The sequence below is a fragment of the Streptomyces tuirus genome (genome assembly GCF_014701095.1).
Classification (GTDB): Bacteria; Actinomycetota; Actinomycetes; order Streptomycetales; family Streptomycetaceae; genus Streptomyces; species Streptomyces tuirus.
Genome location: NZ_AP023439.1, coordinates 604,977 through 621,221, shown reverse-complemented (window position 1 = coordinate 621,221; position 16,245 = coordinate 604,977). Strand labels below are relative to the sequence as shown.

The 16,245-nt window shown below is 73.2% G+C and carries 17 protein-coding genes; 8 read left to right on the top strand and 9 right to left on the bottom strand.

Going from position 1 to position 16,245, the window contains the following annotated elements; genetic code table 11:
* Positions 1–348: 348 nt before the first annotated feature.
* Together IGS69_RS02950 and IGS69_RS02945 are read left to right on the top strand one after the other, a co-directional pair.
* A complete protein-coding gene (locus IGS69_RS02950; RefSeq protein ID WP_190896678.1) occupies positions 349–1,146 on the top strand; it encodes a serine/threonine protein kinase in 798 nt (265 codons plus the stop codon).
* On the top strand, positions 1,143–2,708 hold the full coding sequence (locus tag IGS69_RS02945; RefSeq protein ID WP_190896676.1) for a serine/threonine-protein kinase: 1,566 nt from the start codon (positions 1,143–1,145) through the stop codon (positions 2,706–2,708). The genes IGS69_RS02950 and IGS69_RS02945 overlap by 4 nt, the downstream gene beginning before the upstream one ends.
* Positions 2,709–2,780: 72 nt before the next feature.
* Here the strand turns inward: IGS69_RS02945 and IGS69_RS02940 are convergent, their stop codons facing one another.
* On the bottom strand, positions 2,781–3,983 hold the full coding sequence (locus IGS69_RS02940) for an SH3 domain-containing protein (protein WP_190896674.1): 1,203 nt from the start codon (positions 3,981–3,983) through the stop codon (positions 2,781–2,783).
* Positions 3,984–4,243: 260 nt separating this feature from the next.
* Between IGS69_RS02940 and IGS69_RS02935 the strand changes: the two genes are divergently transcribed.
* Positions 4,244–4,693 carry a hypothetical protein gene (locus IGS69_RS02935; protein ID WP_190896672.1) on the top strand — a complete coding sequence of 150 codons (450 nt, stop codon included), beginning with the start codon at positions 4,244–4,246 and terminating at the stop codon, positions 4,691–4,693.
* A 121-nt stretch (positions 4,694–4,814) separates the two neighbouring features.
* On the opposite strand, the gene IGS69_RS02930 is transcribed toward IGS69_RS02935, so the two are convergent.
* Positions 4,815–5,192, bottom strand: a complete 378-nt coding sequence (locus IGS69_RS02930; protein WP_190896670.1) for a peptidase M23 — start codon at positions 5,190–5,192, stop codon at positions 4,815–4,817.
* Between the two features lie 319 nt (positions 5,193–5,511).
* Between IGS69_RS02930 and IGS69_RS02925 the strand changes: the two genes are divergently transcribed.
* A complete protein-coding gene (locus IGS69_RS02925; protein WP_190896669.1) occupies positions 5,512–5,940 on the top strand; it encodes a VOC family protein in 429 nt (142 codons plus the stop codon).
* A gap of 15 nt (positions 5,941–5,955) precedes the next feature.
* On the opposite strand, the gene IGS69_RS02920 is transcribed toward IGS69_RS02925, so the two are convergent.
* Both IGS69_RS02920 and IGS69_RS02915 read right to left on the bottom strand, forming a co-directional pair.
* Positions 5,956–7,215: an MFS transporter gene (locus IGS69_RS02920; RefSeq protein WP_190896667.1), complete on the bottom strand. Its 1,260-nt coding sequence runs from the start codon at positions 7,213–7,215 to the stop codon at positions 5,956–5,958.
* A 93-nt stretch (positions 7,216–7,308) separates the two neighbouring features.
* Positions 7,309–7,761, bottom strand: coding sequence for a YbhB/YbcL family Raf kinase inhibitor-like protein (locus tag IGS69_RS02915; RefSeq protein WP_190896665.1), 453 nt, complete (start codon positions 7,759–7,761; stop codon positions 7,309–7,311).
* A gap of 107 nt (positions 7,762–7,868) precedes the next feature.
* Between IGS69_RS02915 and IGS69_RS02910 the strand changes: the two genes are divergently transcribed.
* Positions 7,869–8,888: a sigma-70 family RNA polymerase sigma factor gene (locus tag IGS69_RS02910; protein ID WP_190896663.1), complete on the top strand. Its 1,020-nt coding sequence runs from the start codon at positions 7,869–7,871 to the stop codon at positions 8,886–8,888.
* 80 nt (positions 8,889–8,968) lie between these two features.
* On the opposite strand, the gene IGS69_RS02905 is transcribed toward IGS69_RS02910, so the two are convergent.
* The 4 genes from IGS69_RS02905 to IGS69_RS02890 form a co-directional block, all read right to left on the bottom strand.
* Positions 8,969–10,075, bottom strand: coding sequence for a CapA family protein (locus IGS69_RS02905; protein WP_190896661.1), 1,107 nt, complete (start codon positions 10,073–10,075; stop codon positions 8,969–8,971).
* Positions 10,076–10,320: 245 nt separating this feature from the next.
* Positions 10,321–10,776: an archease gene (locus IGS69_RS02900; protein ID WP_190896659.1), complete on the bottom strand. Its 456-nt coding sequence runs from the start codon at positions 10,774–10,776 to the stop codon at positions 10,321–10,323.
* A 57-nt stretch (positions 10,777–10,833) separates the two neighbouring features.
* A complete protein-coding gene (locus IGS69_RS02895) occupies positions 10,834–11,436 on the bottom strand; it encodes a DJ-1/PfpI family protein (protein WP_190896657.1) in 603 nt (200 codons plus the stop codon).
* Positions 11,433–12,422 (bottom strand): GlxA family transcriptional regulator, encoded by a 990-nt coding sequence (locus tag IGS69_RS02890; RefSeq protein WP_190896655.1) that lies wholly within the window; start codon positions 12,420–12,422, stop codon positions 11,433–11,435. Before IGS69_RS02890 ends, IGS69_RS02895 begins: the two co-directional genes overlap by 4 nt.
* Before the next feature lie 118 nt (positions 12,423–12,540).
* On the opposite strand from IGS69_RS02890, the gene IGS69_RS02885 reads away from it, so the two are divergent.
* The 3 genes from IGS69_RS02885 (at position 12,541) to IGS69_RS02875 (ending at position 15,001) form a co-directional block, all read left to right on the top strand.
* Positions 12,541–13,200 (top strand): dienelactone hydrolase family protein, encoded by a 660-nt coding sequence (locus IGS69_RS02885; RefSeq protein WP_190896653.1) that lies wholly within the window; start codon positions 12,541–12,543, stop codon positions 13,198–13,200.
* 91 nt (positions 13,201–13,291) lie between these two features.
* Positions 13,292–13,936, top strand: a complete 645-nt coding sequence (locus IGS69_RS02880; RefSeq protein WP_190896651.1) for a phosphoribosyltransferase — start codon at positions 13,292–13,294, stop codon at positions 13,934–13,936.
* Positions 13,937–14,020: 84 nt separating this feature from the next.
* On the top strand, positions 14,021–15,001 hold the full coding sequence (locus tag IGS69_RS02875) for a TerC family protein (RefSeq protein ID WP_190896649.1): 981 nt from the start codon (positions 14,021–14,023) through the stop codon (positions 14,999–15,001).
* 27 nt (positions 15,002–15,028) lie between these two features.
* Here IGS69_RS02875 and IGS69_RS02870 read toward each other — a convergent pair whose 3' ends face one another.
* Positions 15,029–16,219, bottom strand: coding sequence for a CaiB/BaiF CoA transferase family protein (locus tag IGS69_RS02870; protein ID WP_190896648.1), 1,191 nt, complete (start codon positions 16,217–16,219; stop codon positions 15,029–15,031).
* Between the last annotated feature and the right edge of the window lie 26 nt (positions 16,220–16,245).

Sequence of the window (16,245 nt, the reverse complement as noted above, 5' to 3'; positions counted from 1 at the left end):
CCATGGCTGACGAGTGCTTCCGGCATCCACGCCGCCCCGGTGTGCGACGACTCGATCCCGACCCGTACTTGCGCACAGGGCAGCGGACCGAGGTGCGGCACGTCCTCGACATCGGCTACGGCACAAGGGTGTTCGCGTTGCTGCCGACCCTCATCGCCGACCTCGCGACGATGACGGGCGACGCCGACCAGGAGATCACCGGTCCGGAGGGGAACCGCGAGGCCACGTACGGCGTGACAGAGGGTGCACACCGCACGCTGAGGCGGCCCCGCCGACGACGCGGCACACGGGAGCCGACCGTACAATCCTCGCGACCAAATCGGGGGCGACATCAGCGGGGGAGTCCGCGTGGAAACGATCATCGTGCAGTTGCCCGGTACCGCCCAGTGGGGCGTGGACGAGACGGGCAGTCCCGAGCTGATCCACCTGGGGCCGGGGGACATCGCCGACTTCGGACGCGGCGGGGCGGGCGTCCGCATCGTCCTGACCGACCCCGGGATCTCCCGGCGGGCCGGGCAACTGGAAGCCGCGGGGGACTACTGGCGGCTGTCCAACTTCAGCCGCAGCGTGTCGTACGTGGTGGAGAACCTGGAGGGGGCCGGCGAGTACCTCACCGTCGCGCCCGGGCGGCTCGGGGCGCCCGTGCCCTTCGAGTTCTCCCGCGTGGTGCTGCCCGCCCTGTCCGGCACCGCCACGTTCAAGGTGTTCGCACCCCAACACGCCTATCTGGGCGAGCAGTCCGCGCCGGGCGGCGGCGAACAGACCGTGCACCCCTTCGCGTTGGACCCGACGTCGAAGTACTTCCTCGTCCTGGTGGCCCTGTGCGAATCCCGGCTGCGTGACCCCTCCGACTCGGCGCTGCCCGGTGTCGGGCAGATCGTGGAGCGGCTGCGGCCGCTGGAGTCCTGCCGGGACCTGACGCGCTCCGCGGTCAACTACCACATCGACTACCTCGCGTTCGCCAAACTGCGCCTCGACCTCGGCGAGGAGGCCACGAGCGCGGGCGACGGCGGCCGCACCGGCGCCAAGCGCACCCGGCTCGCGTCCGTCGCCCTGCGCTTCGGTCTGGTCCGCGAGGAACACCTCGGCCTGCTGCCGCCGCGCGGCTCCGCGCGCCTCACCGACCCGCAGGAGGCCGGCGCATGACGACGTCCGGGGAGCGGGACGACGAGCGGGACGTCGAGCTGGAGGCGCCCCGCCCGCCCGGCCTCCCGGAGGGCTTCCGCATCGAGGGCTGGGAGATCGGCACGGTCATCGGCTCCGGCGGCTGGGGAACCGTCTACGAAGCGCGCGCGGTCACCGACGGCACGCCTGCCGCGGTGAAGGTGCTCCCGACCGGCTCCCTCGGGCCCGGCCAGCGCGCCGCGCTCGGTGAACTCGTGGCGCGCGAAGTCCGGTTCAGCGCGGAGGCCGACCACCCCCACCTCGTCCGCACCCACGCCGTGTGCACGGTCGAGGCACCGGAACTGCCCGCCCTCGACGGCGCGATCGCACTGGTCATGGACCGGGCCGAGGCCAGCCTGAAGGACGTACTGGACGCCGCCGGCACGGGCGGGCCGATCGCCGACGCCGGCCGCGTCCTGCGCGGGGTCGCCGCCGGACTCGCCCACATGCACGACGCCGGGTGGGTGCACGGCGACCTCAAACCCGCCAACGTCCTGCTGGGCCCGGGCGGCCAGGTATGGCTGGCGGACTTCGGCCTGGCCACCGAACTCGACGGCACCCACGCCCACTTGCCGCCGCTCGGCACCCTCGACCACCTGCCGCCCGAGTGGTGGTCCCAGCGCACCGGCACCCAGGGCGCCGTCGTCCGGCCCACCGCCGACATCTGGGCCTTCGGCGTCCTCGCCCACCAGGTCCTCACCGGCGGACTCCACCCCTTCCCGGGCGCGACGGCCCGGGCCCGCTCGCTCGCCGCCCAGACCTACGCCCGCGGCACCGCACCGCTCCGGCTCGACGCCGGCCTCGACGAGGACATGCGGCGGCTGATCGCCGACTGCCTGGCCCCGGACCACGCCGCCCGGCTCCCGCACACCGCCGACGGCGTCGCCGCCCGGGTCGACGCCGTCACCGCCGGCCCGCACCGCCGCCGAAGACGTCTGGTGCCCGCCGTCGCCGCCGGGATCGTCGTCCTGACCGCCGGCGCCGTCGCCGGGGCGGCCCTCCTCGGGGGAGGCGGCGGCACCCAGGACGACGAACGCGACGGCACCACCCCCACCGTCACCGGCACGCCCAACCCGCCGGCCGGTGAGATCCCCGAGGACTCCGACGTACCCGAGGCGCTGCGCCCCGTCATCGCCCGCGCGGCCCACCGCTGCACCGACGAGGAGATCACGCCCGCCCTGCTCGCCGCGATGATCAAGGCGGAGAGCAACTTCGCCCCCAAAGCCTCCCGGCCGCAGAGCGAGGAGTACGGCATCGCCATGTGGACACCGTCGGTGTTCCGGGCCTGGGCGGTGGACGGGGACGGTGACGGCGACAAGGACCACATGTCCCCGCCGGACGCGATCTCCACCATGAGCCTGTACGTGTGCTGGCTCGACCAGCGCTTCAAGCAGGCCGGACTGCCGAAGAAGGACCTGCCCGCGCTCGTGGCGGCCGGCTACCGCACCAGCGACCGTACGGTCATCGAGGAGCGCGGCGTGCCGGAGCGGGTGAAACCGCACGTCGACCAGGTGATGCGCTACCTCGCCGAGTACCAGCGCTGACCCCTGCGACGGCGAACGGTGGGCAGGGCCGCGGCCCTGCCCACCCCTCGTCCCCCGTTCCCGGCACGGCCGCTACGCGGCACACTCCGGGACGTTCGGCAGCCGGTTGTCCGGCGAACTGATGTAGATGTTGGAGATGTAGCCGCCGTACTGGGGCAGATAGGCCCACCACTCGTTGGTGTAGGGCGGCACATTCACCACCTCGCCCCGCACCTGGCAGCCCACCAGCACCTCGACCCCGGCGGGCAGTTGCGTCATCCGGTCACCGCCCGTGCCCGGCCCCCTGCGGACGTTCACGAACTCGCCCCAGGTGCCGAACCAGGTCCCGGCGGGCCGCTTCGCCCCCGGCACGGTCAGCGAGCGGGTCAGCCGGCCGATGTCGGTGTACGCCTTGCCGTACGACGTGCCGACCGGGTGCAGCGTCAGCACGGCCACGATCGAGCGGTCGTCCGGGCCCACCGTGCCGGTGGTGTGCAGCGCGGGGCGGGTCAGGTCCACGGCCGCGGCGGCCCGGGGAGCCGGGGCGGCCGACTCCGTCGGTGCGCCCGCCTGTGCTCCCGAGGACGCGGGCTGAGAGCCGCACGTGCCCTTCGCGTACTTCCCGGACCAGCCCTGCTTCACCGCCCAGGGCTTGTCGAACGCCCCGGCGATGCCGAAGTGCTGGTCGAAGTGGTCGGTGGCGGAACAGCGGGTGGAGCGGCGCAGGTTGTCCATGATGAAGTCACGCACGGGCGCGGGCGCCTTCTCCAGGATGTACCGGTAGATGGCCACCGTGTCCCGCGCGGAGAGGGCGGTGTAGCCCCAGAAGCCCGGGTAGCCGGCGGGCGGTGGCGCCGTGTCGCGCAGACCGAGCACGGTCCGGTCGGTCATCCGCTTGATGATCGCCGAGCCGCCGTACGTCGACCAGTAGTAGTCGGCGGCGTCGTCGTCGCTGCCGCGCAGCATCGGCTCCAGCCGGGCACGGTCGGCCGGGGGGATGGTGTAGTCGGGCCCGCGGTCCCACAGGAAGTCCAGGGCCAGCAGGAGCTTGACGACCGAGGCGGACCGGAACTGCGCACTGACGTCGACCTGTTCGGTGAACGTGCCGGCCTCACGGTCGTAGACGGCCACGCCGGCGGTGACACCGGGCGGGATCTGGGCGGCAGCGGAGGCCTGGACGGTCCCGGTGGCCTCGGCGGCCCTGCCCGTCCAGGGGTGTGCCGCCGCACCGCTCGTGAGTGGCGCGACCGTGACGACGGCCGCGAGCGCGGCCGCGCCGCGCAGGAGCATGCGCATGGTTGCCCTTCCTGGATCGCCCGGGTGGTCCCACGGGTCCTCGGCCCGCGGCGCCACGATAGGAGCCCGGGCGCGACGGGCGGTCCTGACGTATGTCAGGACCCTGCCCGAGCGGGGCCACCTGCGGCTTGGACCCTGATAAGTGTCAGGTGTCGGCGGGGCGGTGACGCCCCGTACGGTCACGACCAGCGCGCGACGGCCGGCCGGGGGCCGGTCGCCGCGCCAGGCCGCATCACCCGCCGACACACGAAAGAGGGCTCATGAGCCGCCGATCACTCACGACACTGCTGGCCGCGGGGGGCGCCGCCGCGGTGATGGCGCTCCTTCCGGCCACCGCCCAGGCCCAGCCGTTCTCGGGCGGCAACTACGGGATCTACGGGCAGGAGGGTCAGTACCCCACCACCTCGTTCTGCTCGGGTACGTTCCGGCAGATCGGAGCCACCAAGTACTTCGAGGGCATGGCCCTGAAGTACTTCTACTCCGACAAGTGCGGCTCGTTCGCCCGGATCGAGAACTCCCGGCCCGGCTGCGAGGCCGTGCTGCAGCGCTCCGACAGCGGCGCGGGCCGCAACGACGGCTGGGTCTCCGAGACCGTCGACTCCGGCATCACCTACGCCTACACGCAGATGGGCAACAACCTCAACGGCCGCGTCTCGCGCGCCCTGCTCTCGTGCGACGGCCACGACCTGCTGAACACCGGCTGGTACTGAGCCGCTCAACTCGCCGTACAGGGGCGGCCGGTGCTCCGGCCGCCCGCTCGGCGCGCACACGCCTGTGGCGGGCCACCGGTCTCCCGGTGGCCCGCCACAGGCATGTGGAGGGTGCCGGGCGTCAGCAGTCCGGAACGCCGGCGATCTTCTCGCCGCCCCGGATGTACAGGTTGTTCACCCAGGCGATGTCACTGCCCGAGAACTCCATGACGGCGGTCCACCAGTTGTTGGTGCCGACGGCCGGGTCGTGCACGGTCTGGCCCTGCGTCTGGCACAGCGCGTCGCCCCACCACTGCGAACGGACCGCGAGCCGGGGGGAGTCGGTGGTCGGCTGCTGGCGCAGGTTGACGTCGGTGGCCCAGATGTAGACGTCGGTCAGGGTCGGGTCGCCACCGTTGGCCGCGGCGGCCGGGGCCGCCTGGGCCGTGGTGGCGAGGCCGCCGACGGCGAGAGCGGTCGCCGCGAGGCCCATGGCGGTACGGCTGATCAGTCGCTTCATGTGTGTCCCCCGAAGGACGAAGATGAGGATCGTGTGGCCGGAAGAGGTCCTGTTCCGGGTCCGCAGCGCCCCGGGACGGGCTGCTTGCCGACGTTCAGAACTGTAGGGAGACCCGGAACCACACGGTCCTGACAATTGTCAGGATCAGGCCGGGACAGCCGGGACGGGCCCGCCCCGTCCCGCGGCCCCGAACACGGCCGAAAACCGCTCGACGACCTCCTCGCCCGCTGTCTACGATCCACCGCGCGGCATCGCGTGCCGGTCACCGGCCGGGTGAGGCATGGAGGCGCCGCCGAGATGCCCGTGGAGGCATTCAACCGTGTCAGTCGAGTTCAACCACACCATCGTCCTGTCCAGGGACAGGCAGAAGTCCGCTCATTTCCTCGCGCACATCCTGGGACTGGAGGTCGGCGCACCGACCGGGGTGTTCCTGCCCGTGACCACCGCCAACGGCGTCACGCTGGACTTCCTCACCATCGACGCCGACATCCCCATGCAGCACTACGCGTTCCTCGTCTCGGAGGAAGAGTTCGACGAGGCCCTGACCCGTCTCGTCGCGGCCCGCATCCCCATCCAGGCCGACCCGCACGGCAACCACCCCCGCCGCATCAACCGCAACGACGGCGGCCGGGGCGTCTACTTCCTCGACCCGGCCGGCCACGGCCTGGAGATCCTCACCCGCCCGTACGGAGCGGACCCGGCCTCCGAGTTGAACGGTGTGACGGAGGATGTGCCCGGGGCGGTCTGAGCCGCCGCGGGCAGGTCAGCCGCCGTCCGATTCGGCTGCCACGGGGGCCGGTTCGGCTCCGGCCCCCGTGGCGTCGTCCCGCCGGGGCAGCAGCAACGGCGTGACCAGGAGCAGGGCGCCGGCCACCGCGATCGCCGTGCGCGGGCCCGTCCAGGCGGCCAGCACGCCCCACAGGGCCGTGACCGCCGCGGTGGTGGCCTTGCCGGTGGCCGACCAGGCGGACAGGGTGCGGGTGACCCGGCTCGTGGGGGTGCGGTCGAGACGGTGCGTGGCGAGGACCGGGTTGAACACGCCGCAGCAGGTGATCAGGCCGAACTCGACCACCATGACCCAGGCCAGGCCGGGCGCCCCGGCGCCGGTGAAGGCCAGCCCGACCGGCCAGCAGGCCCGCAGCGCCCCCGTGGTGAGCAGGACCCGGTGCCGGCCGTGGCGCGCGACGAGGCGAGGGGCCAGCCGGGAGCCGAGCAGACCGCCGGTGCAGGGCACCGCGAACGCGAGGGCGTACTGCCAGGGCGCGAAGTGCAGATCGTCCACCAACAGGATCAGAAGCGGGGGAGAGGCCGCCATGATCAGGGAGTTCACCAGGAGCGAGTTGAAGAAGAGCGGGCGCAGGACCGGGTCGGCCAGGATGTGGCGCCAGCCCTCCAGCAGGTCGCCGGCCCGGGGCACCGCGCGGCCCGGCCGCGGAGCGCGCTTCTCGGCGTCCCCGATCGCCCGGATGCCGAACGCCGAGACCAGGTAGCTCACCGCGTCGGCCACCACCGTCGTCACCGGACCGAACAGACCGATCGCGGCCCCGCCCAGCGGCGGGCCGACCATGCTGGCGGTCCAGGTCGTCGCCTCGAACCGGCCGTTGGCCACGAGCAGGTCCTGCCGCGGCAGCAGGTCCTTCAGGAACGCCCCGGCCGCCGCGTTGAAGGTGATGTCGGCCGCCGCCACGGCCACCGACACCAGCAGCAACTGACCGAAGCCCAGCCGGCCGAACGCGAACGCCACGGGGATGCTCAGCAGCAGCACACAGCGCACCAGGTCCGCCGTCATCATCACCGGCCGCTTGCGGCGGATCTCCACCCACGGTCCGAGGGGTACCGACACCGCCGCGCCGACCGCCGGTCCCACCGCCGCGAGCAGCGACACCTGCGCCGGCCCGGCGTCCAGCGCCAGGACCGCGATCAGGGCGAACGCGTCGAACGCCAGCCATGTGCCGGCCGTGCTGACCGCGTACGCGCCCCACAGCCACCCGAACCGCCGCCCCAGCGACCGCCTGCCCGCCATATCCGGCGCACTCCCCGCTCTCCCGGACAACCCCGCGTTGTCCGGGAGACATCCAAGCGAGCAGCGGCCCGGCCCGGCAAACAGCCGGGAGGGTCAGCGCTGGTACAGCCCCACCAGCGTCCCGTCCGCGAGGAGGCGCTTGTCGACCTCGGCGTGCACCTGGTCCGCACGCGGCGCGTCGGGCAGGACACACGGTTCGGACAGGGCGTAGAGCCGGAAGAAGTAGTGGTGGGCGTCGTCACCCGGCGGGGGATGGGGGCCGCCCCAGCCGCGCTGCCCGTAGCCGTTGACGAGCTCCGTGCCGCCCGGTGGGCTCTGCCCGGCCTCCACACCGTCGCTGTGCGGGTCGATGCCGACCACGACCCAGTGCGTGAACGTGCCCGACGGGGCGTCGGGATCCTCGCACAGCAGGACCAGTTCGGCCGCGTCGTCCGGTACACCGCTCCAGGCCAGCGGCGGGGAGATGTTCGGTCCCTCGTACGCGTACCGGCGCGCGATGAACGAGTGGTCGTTGAACGCGTTGCTGCTGAGTTCGATGCCGGTCATGTGGCCCGGGGTACCCCCGAGGGCGCCGGGGCACACGGTTCGGGACCGATCCCCCGGGTACCCGCCGGGGTGAGCCGGAACGAGGCGGGAGAGGGAGGAACCCGACCATGTCTCCCCTGGCAGAAGACCCCGCGGCGGATGTCCGGGAGGACCGGCGGGCCCCCGCCCGCACCGCCCGGCTGCGCCGCCGCATCCCCGAGCCGGACGAGGAACCGGACCTCCTCGGCCAGTACCTCGCGCAGATCTCCGCGACCCCGCTGCTCACCGCCGAGGACGAGGTGCGGCTGGCCCGGCGGATGGAGACCGGCGTGCGCGCCCTGGAGGAACTGGATCTGGCCGACGCCGGCGAGCACGACCTGACGGCCGAGCGGCGACGAGACCTGGAGGAGGCCGTCCGCGACGGGCAGCGGGCCAAGGACCACATGGTCCGGGCCAACCTCCGGCTCGTGGTGTCGATGGCCAAACGGCACGCCCACCGCGGCCTGCCCATGCTGGACGTCATCCAGGAGGGCAACCTGGGGCTGATCCGGGCCGTGGAGAAGTTCGACCACACCAAGGGCTTCAAGTTCTCCACGTACGCGACCTGGTGGATCCGCCAGGCGATCGAACGGGGCCTGGCCGCGCACGCGCGCTCCGTCCGGCTGCCGATGCACGTCGTGGAGCAGCTGCAGAAGATCGCCAAGGTCGAGCGGCGGCTGCGGCTCGACCTGGAGCGTGAGCCGAGCGTCGAGGAGGTGGCCCGGGAGAGCGGCCTGACCGAGGACAGGATCGGCTGGCTGCGCCATGTCGGACGGGACGCCGTCAGCCTGGACACGCCGGTGGACGACAAGGGCGAGACCGTCGTCGGCGACCTCATCGCCGACACCGAGGTGCTCCAGGCCCCGGAGGTGGCCGAGTTCCAGGCACTCGCCGAGGAACTCCGCGAGGCCGTCGGCACGCTCGCGCCCCGCGAGGCCATGATCCTCAGCCTGCGCTACGGGCTGCACGACGGTCACACCCGCACCCTCAAGGAGGTCGCGCGCCGCGTCGGACTGACCCCGGAACGGGTACGCCAGCTCGAGAAGGAGTCGCTGACCCGGCTGCGGGAGCCGGAGAACCGCGACCGGCTCATGGCCTGGGCGGGCTGAAGTCCCGGCCGGCCGGGCCGACCCGCGGGCTGAAGTCCCGGACCAGCCCGGAAGGGCGCCCCCCACCCGGACGGCCCCCGTCACGCGGCCGGCGCGGGAACGACCAGCGACCCGTCGGACTCCTGCCGCACCCCCACCCCACCGCTGATCCGGTCCAGCGCGGCACGCAGCCAGGCACCGTCCTCCCGGGACGCGGGCTCGAGACGCATCCGCCGCACCCGGAACGGCACCATGCGCAGCCCGGCCAGCCGTCCGGTGCCCGCCTCGACCGACACGAGGAACGCGAGCCGCAGGTCGTCGCGGTACTCCTCGTACCCGGAGATGCCCTCGTAGTCGTCCACGAAGTCGCCACAGCCGTAGAGGATCAGCCGGTCCCGGTACACCTCCAGCGGGCGGGGATGGTGCGAGGAGTGCCCGTGGACGACGTCGACACCGCCGTCGATCAGCGCGTGCGCGAAGCGGACCTGCTCCCGGGGGACGCGATACCCCCAGTTCGAGCCCCAGTGCACCGACACCACGCTGAGGTCACCACCGGCCTGCCCCAGCCGCCGCACCACGGTGGCGGCCGCGCCGGACGACAGGTGGGGCAGACAGGCCACACCCGGCTGGTCCGCCGTGGCCGCCCAGCCGGACGGGATGCCGCTGGAGCGCGCCCCGAGGGCGGACACCCGCAGCAGACGGCCACCGGGGAGCGGGACCGCCGCGGGCGCGTACGCCTCGTCGGCGTCGCGCCCCGCGCCCGCCGTCCGCAGTCCCGCCCGGGCCAGTGCGTCCAGGGTGTCCAGCAGGCCCGGGCTGCCGAAGTCCAGGACGTGGTTGTTGGCGAGGACGGTCACGTCGGGCCGGGCCACGGCCAGCGCGGGCAGGTTCGCGGGGTGCATCCGGTAGTGGATCTCCTTGTCCGGCGCGAACGTGCCGCCGCCCGTCACGGACGTCTCCAGATTCAGGATCCGGGCGTCCGGGGCCGCCTCGTCCAGCACCCGCAGCGCCGCACCCCACGGCCACGACGGGTCCACGGGCACGGGCACCGGCCCGTGCGCCGACTCCGCCAGCCGGACGTAGGACCGGGCGTCGCGGACGTACGCCTCCCGCAGCGCCGGGTCACCGGGGTGCGCGAGGATCTGGTCGACGCCGCGCCCGAGCATCACGTCACCGCACAGGAACAGCGTCACGACGCCGCCGCCCACCCCTCAACGGTAGGCGCACCCGGGCCGCCGGGGTCAGGCGTCGACGGTCGGGGGCAGGCGCACCCTGTCCGCCGGGACTGGCGTCGAGTCAGGGGCGGGCGCAGCAAGGCCACGGGGTCAGGCGTCCACCGTCAGTGGCAGGCGGGCGGCGATCACCGTCGGTGGAGACGACCCAGGTGGCGCGACACCCTGTCCGCCAGGGTCTGGCGTCGACCGTCAGGGAAAGGCGCACCCAGGCCACGGGGTCAGGCGTCGACCGTCACCGCACACGACCAGCCGTACGGATCCGGCCCGATCCGCAGCTCCTCCCACGCCACCGCCGTCGGCACCGCCCCGGTGATCTCCACGTCGGTGATGCCGGTGACGGCCAGCCGTACGTCCAGGCCGCCGTCGGCCTCGTCCGCCTCCACGTCCACGGGCACCTGCCCGTACGCCTCAAGGCGGAAGATGATTTCGTCCAGCAGCGCGGCGAGCAGGTCGTCGCTGCTCGCCTCGGGCAGCCGCACCCGGTCCACGGCGGTGGGCCGCACCCGGGACACGTCCGCGAAACTCTCGACCATCGCCAGGGCGGCCTCCGCCACGCAGTGCTCTCTGCATGCCGCCCACGCCTCGATCCGGATGTCGCCCGGATGCGGCACCGCCCGGTGCCCGCTCTCGCCCGGCTGCCGCCCTTGCCCGCCGTCGCTCGTGTCACCGCCCATGAACATCGCCTGCCCGAGGCTCGCCCACCCATGCGGTCCCGGCGCCGGACGGGTGAATCAGACGGGCTCGTCCGCGAGGTACGGCGGCGCCGGGTCGTACTGGATGTAGCGCCGTACGGCCCGCGCGTGATCCCGGCCGTGCAGCCGCCCGACCAGCCACAACGCGCTGTCGATCCCGGCCGAGACGCCCTGGCTGGTGACCAGGCCGCCGTCGACCACATAGCGGGCGTCCCGGACCACCGTCACGTCCCCGCGCGCCTCCAGGGCGTCCTCCTGGCTCCAGTGCGTGGCAACCCGGCGCCCCCGGGCGGGTCCGGCGGCATGCAGCAGGAACGTGCCGGTGCACGCGCCGTGCACCCAGGTCGCCTGCTCCGCCGTCTTGGCGATCCAGCCGGTGACCACCGGGTTGTGCAACTGGGTCTCACGCGCGCCCAGCCCGCCCGGCACATGCAGCACGTCCAGCGGCGGATGGTCGTCGAAGGTGTGGTCGGGCAGCACGCGCAGGCCCTTGTTGCAGCGCACGGGTCCGGGGTGCTCCGAGACCAGCACGGCCGTGTCGCCGCTGTCCCGCAGCCGCGCTGAGACGGTGAAGACCTCCCAGGGCCCCACGAAGTCCAGCTCCTCGGCGTCCTCGAAGACCAGCAGTCCGTAGGTCGTCATGCGCTTGTTCCTTCCTGTGAGAGATCTGCCGGGGCTCCGGTCGTGGAGCGGAACCTGGCGCGGTAGTCCGACGGCGCGACACCGAGCCGGCGGTGGAACGTGCGGCGCAGGGTCTCGGCGGTGGCGAAGCCGCAGCGCCGGGCGATGGCCTCCACCGGTTCGTCCCCGTCCGTCAGCGCCCGCTGGGCCGCCTCGACGCGCACCCGCTCGACGTACGCCGCGGGCGGCACGCCGAGTTCGGCGGTGAAGCGGCGCTGAAGATGACGCGGGCTCAGCCCGGCGTGCGCGGCGAGACCCGCGATGTCGTGCCGGGCACCGGGATCGGCGTGGATCGCGCCGACGGCGGCCCGCACCGGGTCCGTCGCCGGCTGCCGCGACCACAGCGCCACGCTGAACTGCGACTGCCCGCCCGGCCGGCGCAGGAACAGCACCAGCCGGCGGGCCACCTCGTGCGCGACGCCCCGGCCGAGGTCGTCCTCCACCAGGGCGAGCGCCAGATCCATCCCGGCGCTCACCCCGGCCGACGTCCACACCCGCCCGTCCCGGACGAAGACCGGGTCGCAGTCCACGCGCACCCCGGGATGCTCCCGGGCGAGCTGCTCCCCGCGCGCCCAGTGCGTGGTGACCCGCCGCCCCTCCAGCAGACCGGCCGCCGCCAGCAGGAACACCCCGCTGCACACCGAGGCCACCCGCCGGGCACCTGCCGCGGCCGCGACAACCCAGGCGACGAGCGCCTCGTCCTCCCGGGCCCGGTCGACGCCCCGGCCGCCGACCACCACGAGGGTGTCCGTCCCGGCCGGGTCGAGGTCCGTCACGCCGTGGGCGGCGTGCACGACCAGCCCGCTCGCCGACCGCACCGGCCCCGCCCGGGTCGCCACCACCTCGCAGGCGTACTCGCCGGCGCTGTGGAACACCTCGTGCGGTCCGGTGAGGTCGAGCGGCTGGAAGCCGTCGAAGACGACGAAGACGATACGGCGATCGGTCACGCCCCTCACGCTCCATCGGCGCGCGGTACGGCGTCAACGACAGGCACCCCACGGATCGCGCCATGGGACGTCCGTCGCGGCGTGGGTACCACGGGAACCGGGGGAGAGGAGGCTGACGATGGACTCCCGGACGGTCACCCTGCCCGCCGGCGGCGCGGACCTCACCGGCGACCTGGCCGTGCCCCCGGACGCCCGCGCGGTCGTGCTGTTCGCGCACGGCAGCGGCAGCTCCCGGCACAGCCCCCGCAACCGCGAGGTCGCGGCAGGCCTGCGCACCGCGGGGCTCGGCACCCTGCTGATCGACCTGCTCACCGAGGAGGAGGAACGCCGCGACGCCGTCACCGCCGAGCTCCGCTTCGACATCCCCCTGCTGGGCCGCCGCCTCGTCGCCGCCCTCGACTGGCTGGCTCGGGAGCCCGGCACCTCGGACCTGCCCGTCGTCCTGTTCGGCGCCAGCACCGGCGCGGGCGCCGCCCTGGTCGCCGCCGCGCAACGCCCCGAGCGGGTACGGGCGGTCGTCTCGCGCGGTGGGCGGCCCGACCTGGCGGGCGACGCCCTGGACGCCGTACGCGCCCCGGTGCTGCTGATCGTGGGCGGCCGGGACACGCACGTGCTGGGGCTCAACGAGACCGCGGCCCGGCGGCTGCCCGGCCCGCACACCCTCCACGTGGTGCCGGGCGCCACCCATCTCTTCGAGGAACCGGGCGCGCTCGGCCAGGTCACCGAGGCGGCCCGGCAGTGGTGCGACGAGCGGATACGGGCCGCCACGGGCCGGTGAGCGGTCGGCGCGCTTCGTCCGGCGGGCCCCGGGGTACGCGGGAGCGGACCGCCCGGGGCCCTCTTTCGTGCGGGAAGCGGAGGTGACCGTCATGCGGTTCCGTGATCGCCGGCAGGCCGGTGAGGAGCTGGCCGAAACACTGCGCACCCGGCAGCGCGAGGGGCACCTGCCCGACCCCCTCGTCCTCGCCCTGCCGCGCGGTGGAGTCGCCGTGGCCCGCGAGGTCGCCGCCGTCCTGGACGCCCCGCTCGACGTGCTCGTCGTACGGAAGATCGGGGCGCCCCACCAGGAGGAGCTCGGCGTCGGCGCGATGGCCGGGGACGAGGTGCCGCTCCTGGACGAGGACGCCGTGCGCCACCTCGGTATCGGCAAGGCCGCGCTCGCTTCCGTCATCGAGCGGGAGCGCGCCGAACTGCGGCGCCGTGAGCGGCTGTACCGGCAGGGACGGCCCGCCCCTGACCTGCGCGGACGGACCGTGATCGTCGTCGACGACGGCCTGGCGACCGGTTCCACGGCCCGCGCCGCGCTGCGCTTCGTACGCCGTCAGGGGCCCGGGAAGGTGCTGCTGGCCGCGCCCGTGTGCTCCCGTGAGGGCGCCGAGCTGATGCGCGGCGAGGCCGACGAGGTCGTCTGCCTGCACCGGCCGGCCGCGTTCATGGCGGTGGGTCTCTGGTACGAGAACTTCGACCAACTGACGGACCAGGACGTCCTGGAGGCGCTGCATGTGCAGCTTTGACCCGGTGTTCACCCGACCTGAGCGGCGAAGTCCGGCCATCGCGGAGAAGCATGTCCCTTCCCACACCCGCATCAGGAGTAGCAAGTGAACGTGTCGCTGTCCGTATGGCTGCTGACCCTGGCCGCCCTGTGCCTGCTGGTCGCCGTCGACTTCTTCGTCGGCCGCAAGCCGCACGAGGTGTCCCTCAAAGAAGCAGGGACGTGGACCGTGGTGTGGGTCGTCCTGGCGGCCCTGTTCGGGGCGGGGCTCTGGTACTTCGGTGGCAGCGGGCCCGCGGGCGAGTTCTTCGCCGGGTACCTCACCGAGAAGTCGCTCAGCGTCGACAACCTCTTCGTCTTCGTCCTGATCATGGGCAAGTTCGCGGTGCCGTCGCAGTACCAGCAGCGGGTGCTGATGATCGGCGTCCTGATGGCCCTGGTGCTGCGGGGCGTGTTCATCGCGGCCGGGGCGGCGATCATCTCCGCCTTCTTCTGGGTGTTCTACCTCTTCGGGGCGTTCCTGATCTGGACCGCCTGGAAGCTGGTCCAGGACGCCCGTACGCAGGACCACGACGAGGAGTACCAGGAGAACAAGCTGCTGAAGATGGCGGAACAGCGCTTCGGCGTGGCCGACCGCTATCACGGCACGAAGCTGTTCATCACCGAGAACGGCAAGCGGGTCATGACCCCGATGCTGGTCGTGATGCTCGCGATCGGCTCCACCGATGTGCTGTTCGCCCTCGACTCCATCCCGGCCATCTACGGTCTGACGCAGGACCCGTACATCGTCTTCGCCGCGAACGCCTTCGCCCTGATGGGCCTGCGCCAGCTGTACTTCCTCATCGGCGGCCTGCTGAAGAAGCTGGTCCACCTCTCCTACGGCCTGTCGATCATCCTGGGCTTCATCGGCGTGAAGCTGATACTGCACGCGCTGCACGAGTCGGGCGTCCACGTCCCCGAGATCGGCATCCCGTTCTCGCTGGGCTTCATCGTGCTGGTCCTGGCGGTCACGACGGTCACGAGCCTGCGCGCGTCGAAACGGCAGGAGGCCGAGGCGGAGGCCGAGCGGGCCGGGGAGGCCGGCTAGCCCGTCGGGCGGCCCCTCGCCGGCAGGTCAGACGACGCCGTCCGCGCGCAGGGCCGCCACCTCCTCGGCGGTGCGGCCCAGTTCGCTGAGGATGGCCTCGGTGTGCTCGCCCACGGCCGGCACGGGGTCCATGCGCGCGGGCAGACCCGCGAGGTCGGCGGGCGGGAGCAGCGCCTCCACGGTGGCGCCCGGCACTTGGACCTCGCTCCAGCGGCCACGAGCGGCCAGCACGGGGTGGTCCAGGAACGCGGCGACGTCGTTCACCCCGGCGCAGGCGATGCCGATGCGCTCCAGGTCCTTGAGGATCTCGTCGGAGCCGGAGCGGGCGAATCGCTCGGCGACTACGGCGTTGAGCTCCTCGCGGTGGGTGACGCGGTCGGAGCCGGTGGCGAACCGCGGATCGTCGACCAGCTCCGGACGGCCGAGGAACTCGGCGCACAGAGCCACCCACTCCCGCTCGTTCTGGATGGAGAACAGCACCTCCTTGCCGTCGGCGGCGGTGTACGTGCCGTACGGCGCGATGGTGGCGTGCTGGGTGCCCAGACGCGGGGGCTGGGCACCGCCGTACCGGGTGTAGTAGGCGGGCTGGCCCATCCACTCCGCGAGCGCCTCGAACAGGGACACCTCCACGGGATGGGCCTCGCCGGTGGTGGCACGGGTGTACAGGGCGGTGAGGACGCCGCTGTAGGCGTACATCCCGGCGGCGATGTCCGCGACGGAGATCCCGGTCCGGGCGGTCCCTTCGGGTGTCCCGGTCAGCGACACCAGCCCGGTCTGGCACTGCACGAGCAGGTCGTAGGCCTTGCGGTCGGACCAGGGGCCGGTCGTGCCGTAGCCGGAGATCGTGCACGGGATCAGGTTCGGGCGGCGGCCGGTGACGGTGGCGGCGTCCAGCCCGAGCCGGGCGGCGGCGCCCGGGGCGAGGTTCTGCACGAACACGTCGGCGCCGTCGAGGAGGTCGTGCAGGATCTCGTGGCCGCGGGGGTCCTTCAGGTCGAGCGTGAGGGACTCCTTGGAGCGGTTGAGCCACACGAAATAGCTGGAGTGGCTGTGCACGGTCGTGTCGTACCGGCGGGCGAAGTCGCCGCCGTCCGGCCGCTCCACCTTGATCACCCGAGCACCGAGGTCGGCGAGCTGCCGCGTGGCGTAGGGCGCGGCCACGGCCTGCTCCAGACTGACCACCGTGACCCCGGCCAGGGGATACCGCTGCAGGCTCATGCCTCACGCTCCTGAATCGTGTACGG

What these genes read in the sequence shown, in the direction of transcription:
- IGS69_RS02945 (WP_190896676.1), top strand. Translation starts at nt 1,143, where the DNA reads ATGACGACGTCCGGGGAGCGGGACGACGAGCGGGACGTCGAGCTGGAG.
- IGS69_RS02900 (WP_190896659.1), bottom strand. Translation starts at nt 10,776, where the DNA reads ATGGGCGGTGACACGAGCGACGGCGGGCAAGGGCGGCAGCCGGGCGAG.
- IGS69_RS02935 (WP_190896672.1), top strand. Translation starts at nt 4,244, where the DNA reads ATGAGCCGCCGATCACTCACGACACTGCTGGCCGCGGGGGGCGCCGCC.
- IGS69_RS02920 (WP_190896667.1), bottom strand. Translation starts at nt 7,215, where the DNA reads ATGGCGGGCAGGCGGTCGCTGGGGCGGCGGTTCGGGTGGCTGTGGGGC.
- IGS69_RS02915 (WP_190896665.1), bottom strand. Translation starts at nt 7,761, where the DNA reads ATGACCGGCATCGAACTCAGCAGCAACGCGTTCAACGACCACTCGTTC.
- IGS69_RS02870 (WP_190896648.1), bottom strand. Translation starts at nt 16,219, where the DNA reads ATGAGCCTGCAGCGGTATCCCCTGGCCGGGGTCACGGTGGTCAGTCTG.
- IGS69_RS02930 (WP_190896670.1), bottom strand. Translation starts at nt 5,192, where the DNA reads ATGAAGCGACTGATCAGCCGTACCGCCATGGGCCTCGCGGCGACCGCT.
- IGS69_RS02880 (WP_190896651.1), top strand. Translation starts at nt 13,292, where the DNA reads ATGCGGTTCCGTGATCGCCGGCAGGCCGGTGAGGAGCTGGCCGAAACA.
- IGS69_RS02895 (WP_190896657.1), bottom strand. Translation starts at nt 11,436, where the DNA reads ATGACGACCTACGGACTGCTGGTCTTCGAGGACGCCGAGGAGCTGGAC.
- IGS69_RS02885 (WP_190896653.1), top strand. Translation starts at nt 12,541, where the DNA reads ATGGACTCCCGGACGGTCACCCTGCCCGCCGGCGGCGCGGACCTCACC.
- IGS69_RS02940 (WP_190896674.1), bottom strand. Translation starts at nt 3,983, where the DNA reads ATGCGCATGCTCCTGCGCGGCGCGGCCGCGCTCGCGGCCGTCGTCACG.
- IGS69_RS02910 (WP_190896663.1), top strand. Translation starts at nt 7,869, where the DNA reads ATGTCTCCCCTGGCAGAAGACCCCGCGGCGGATGTCCGGGAGGACCGG.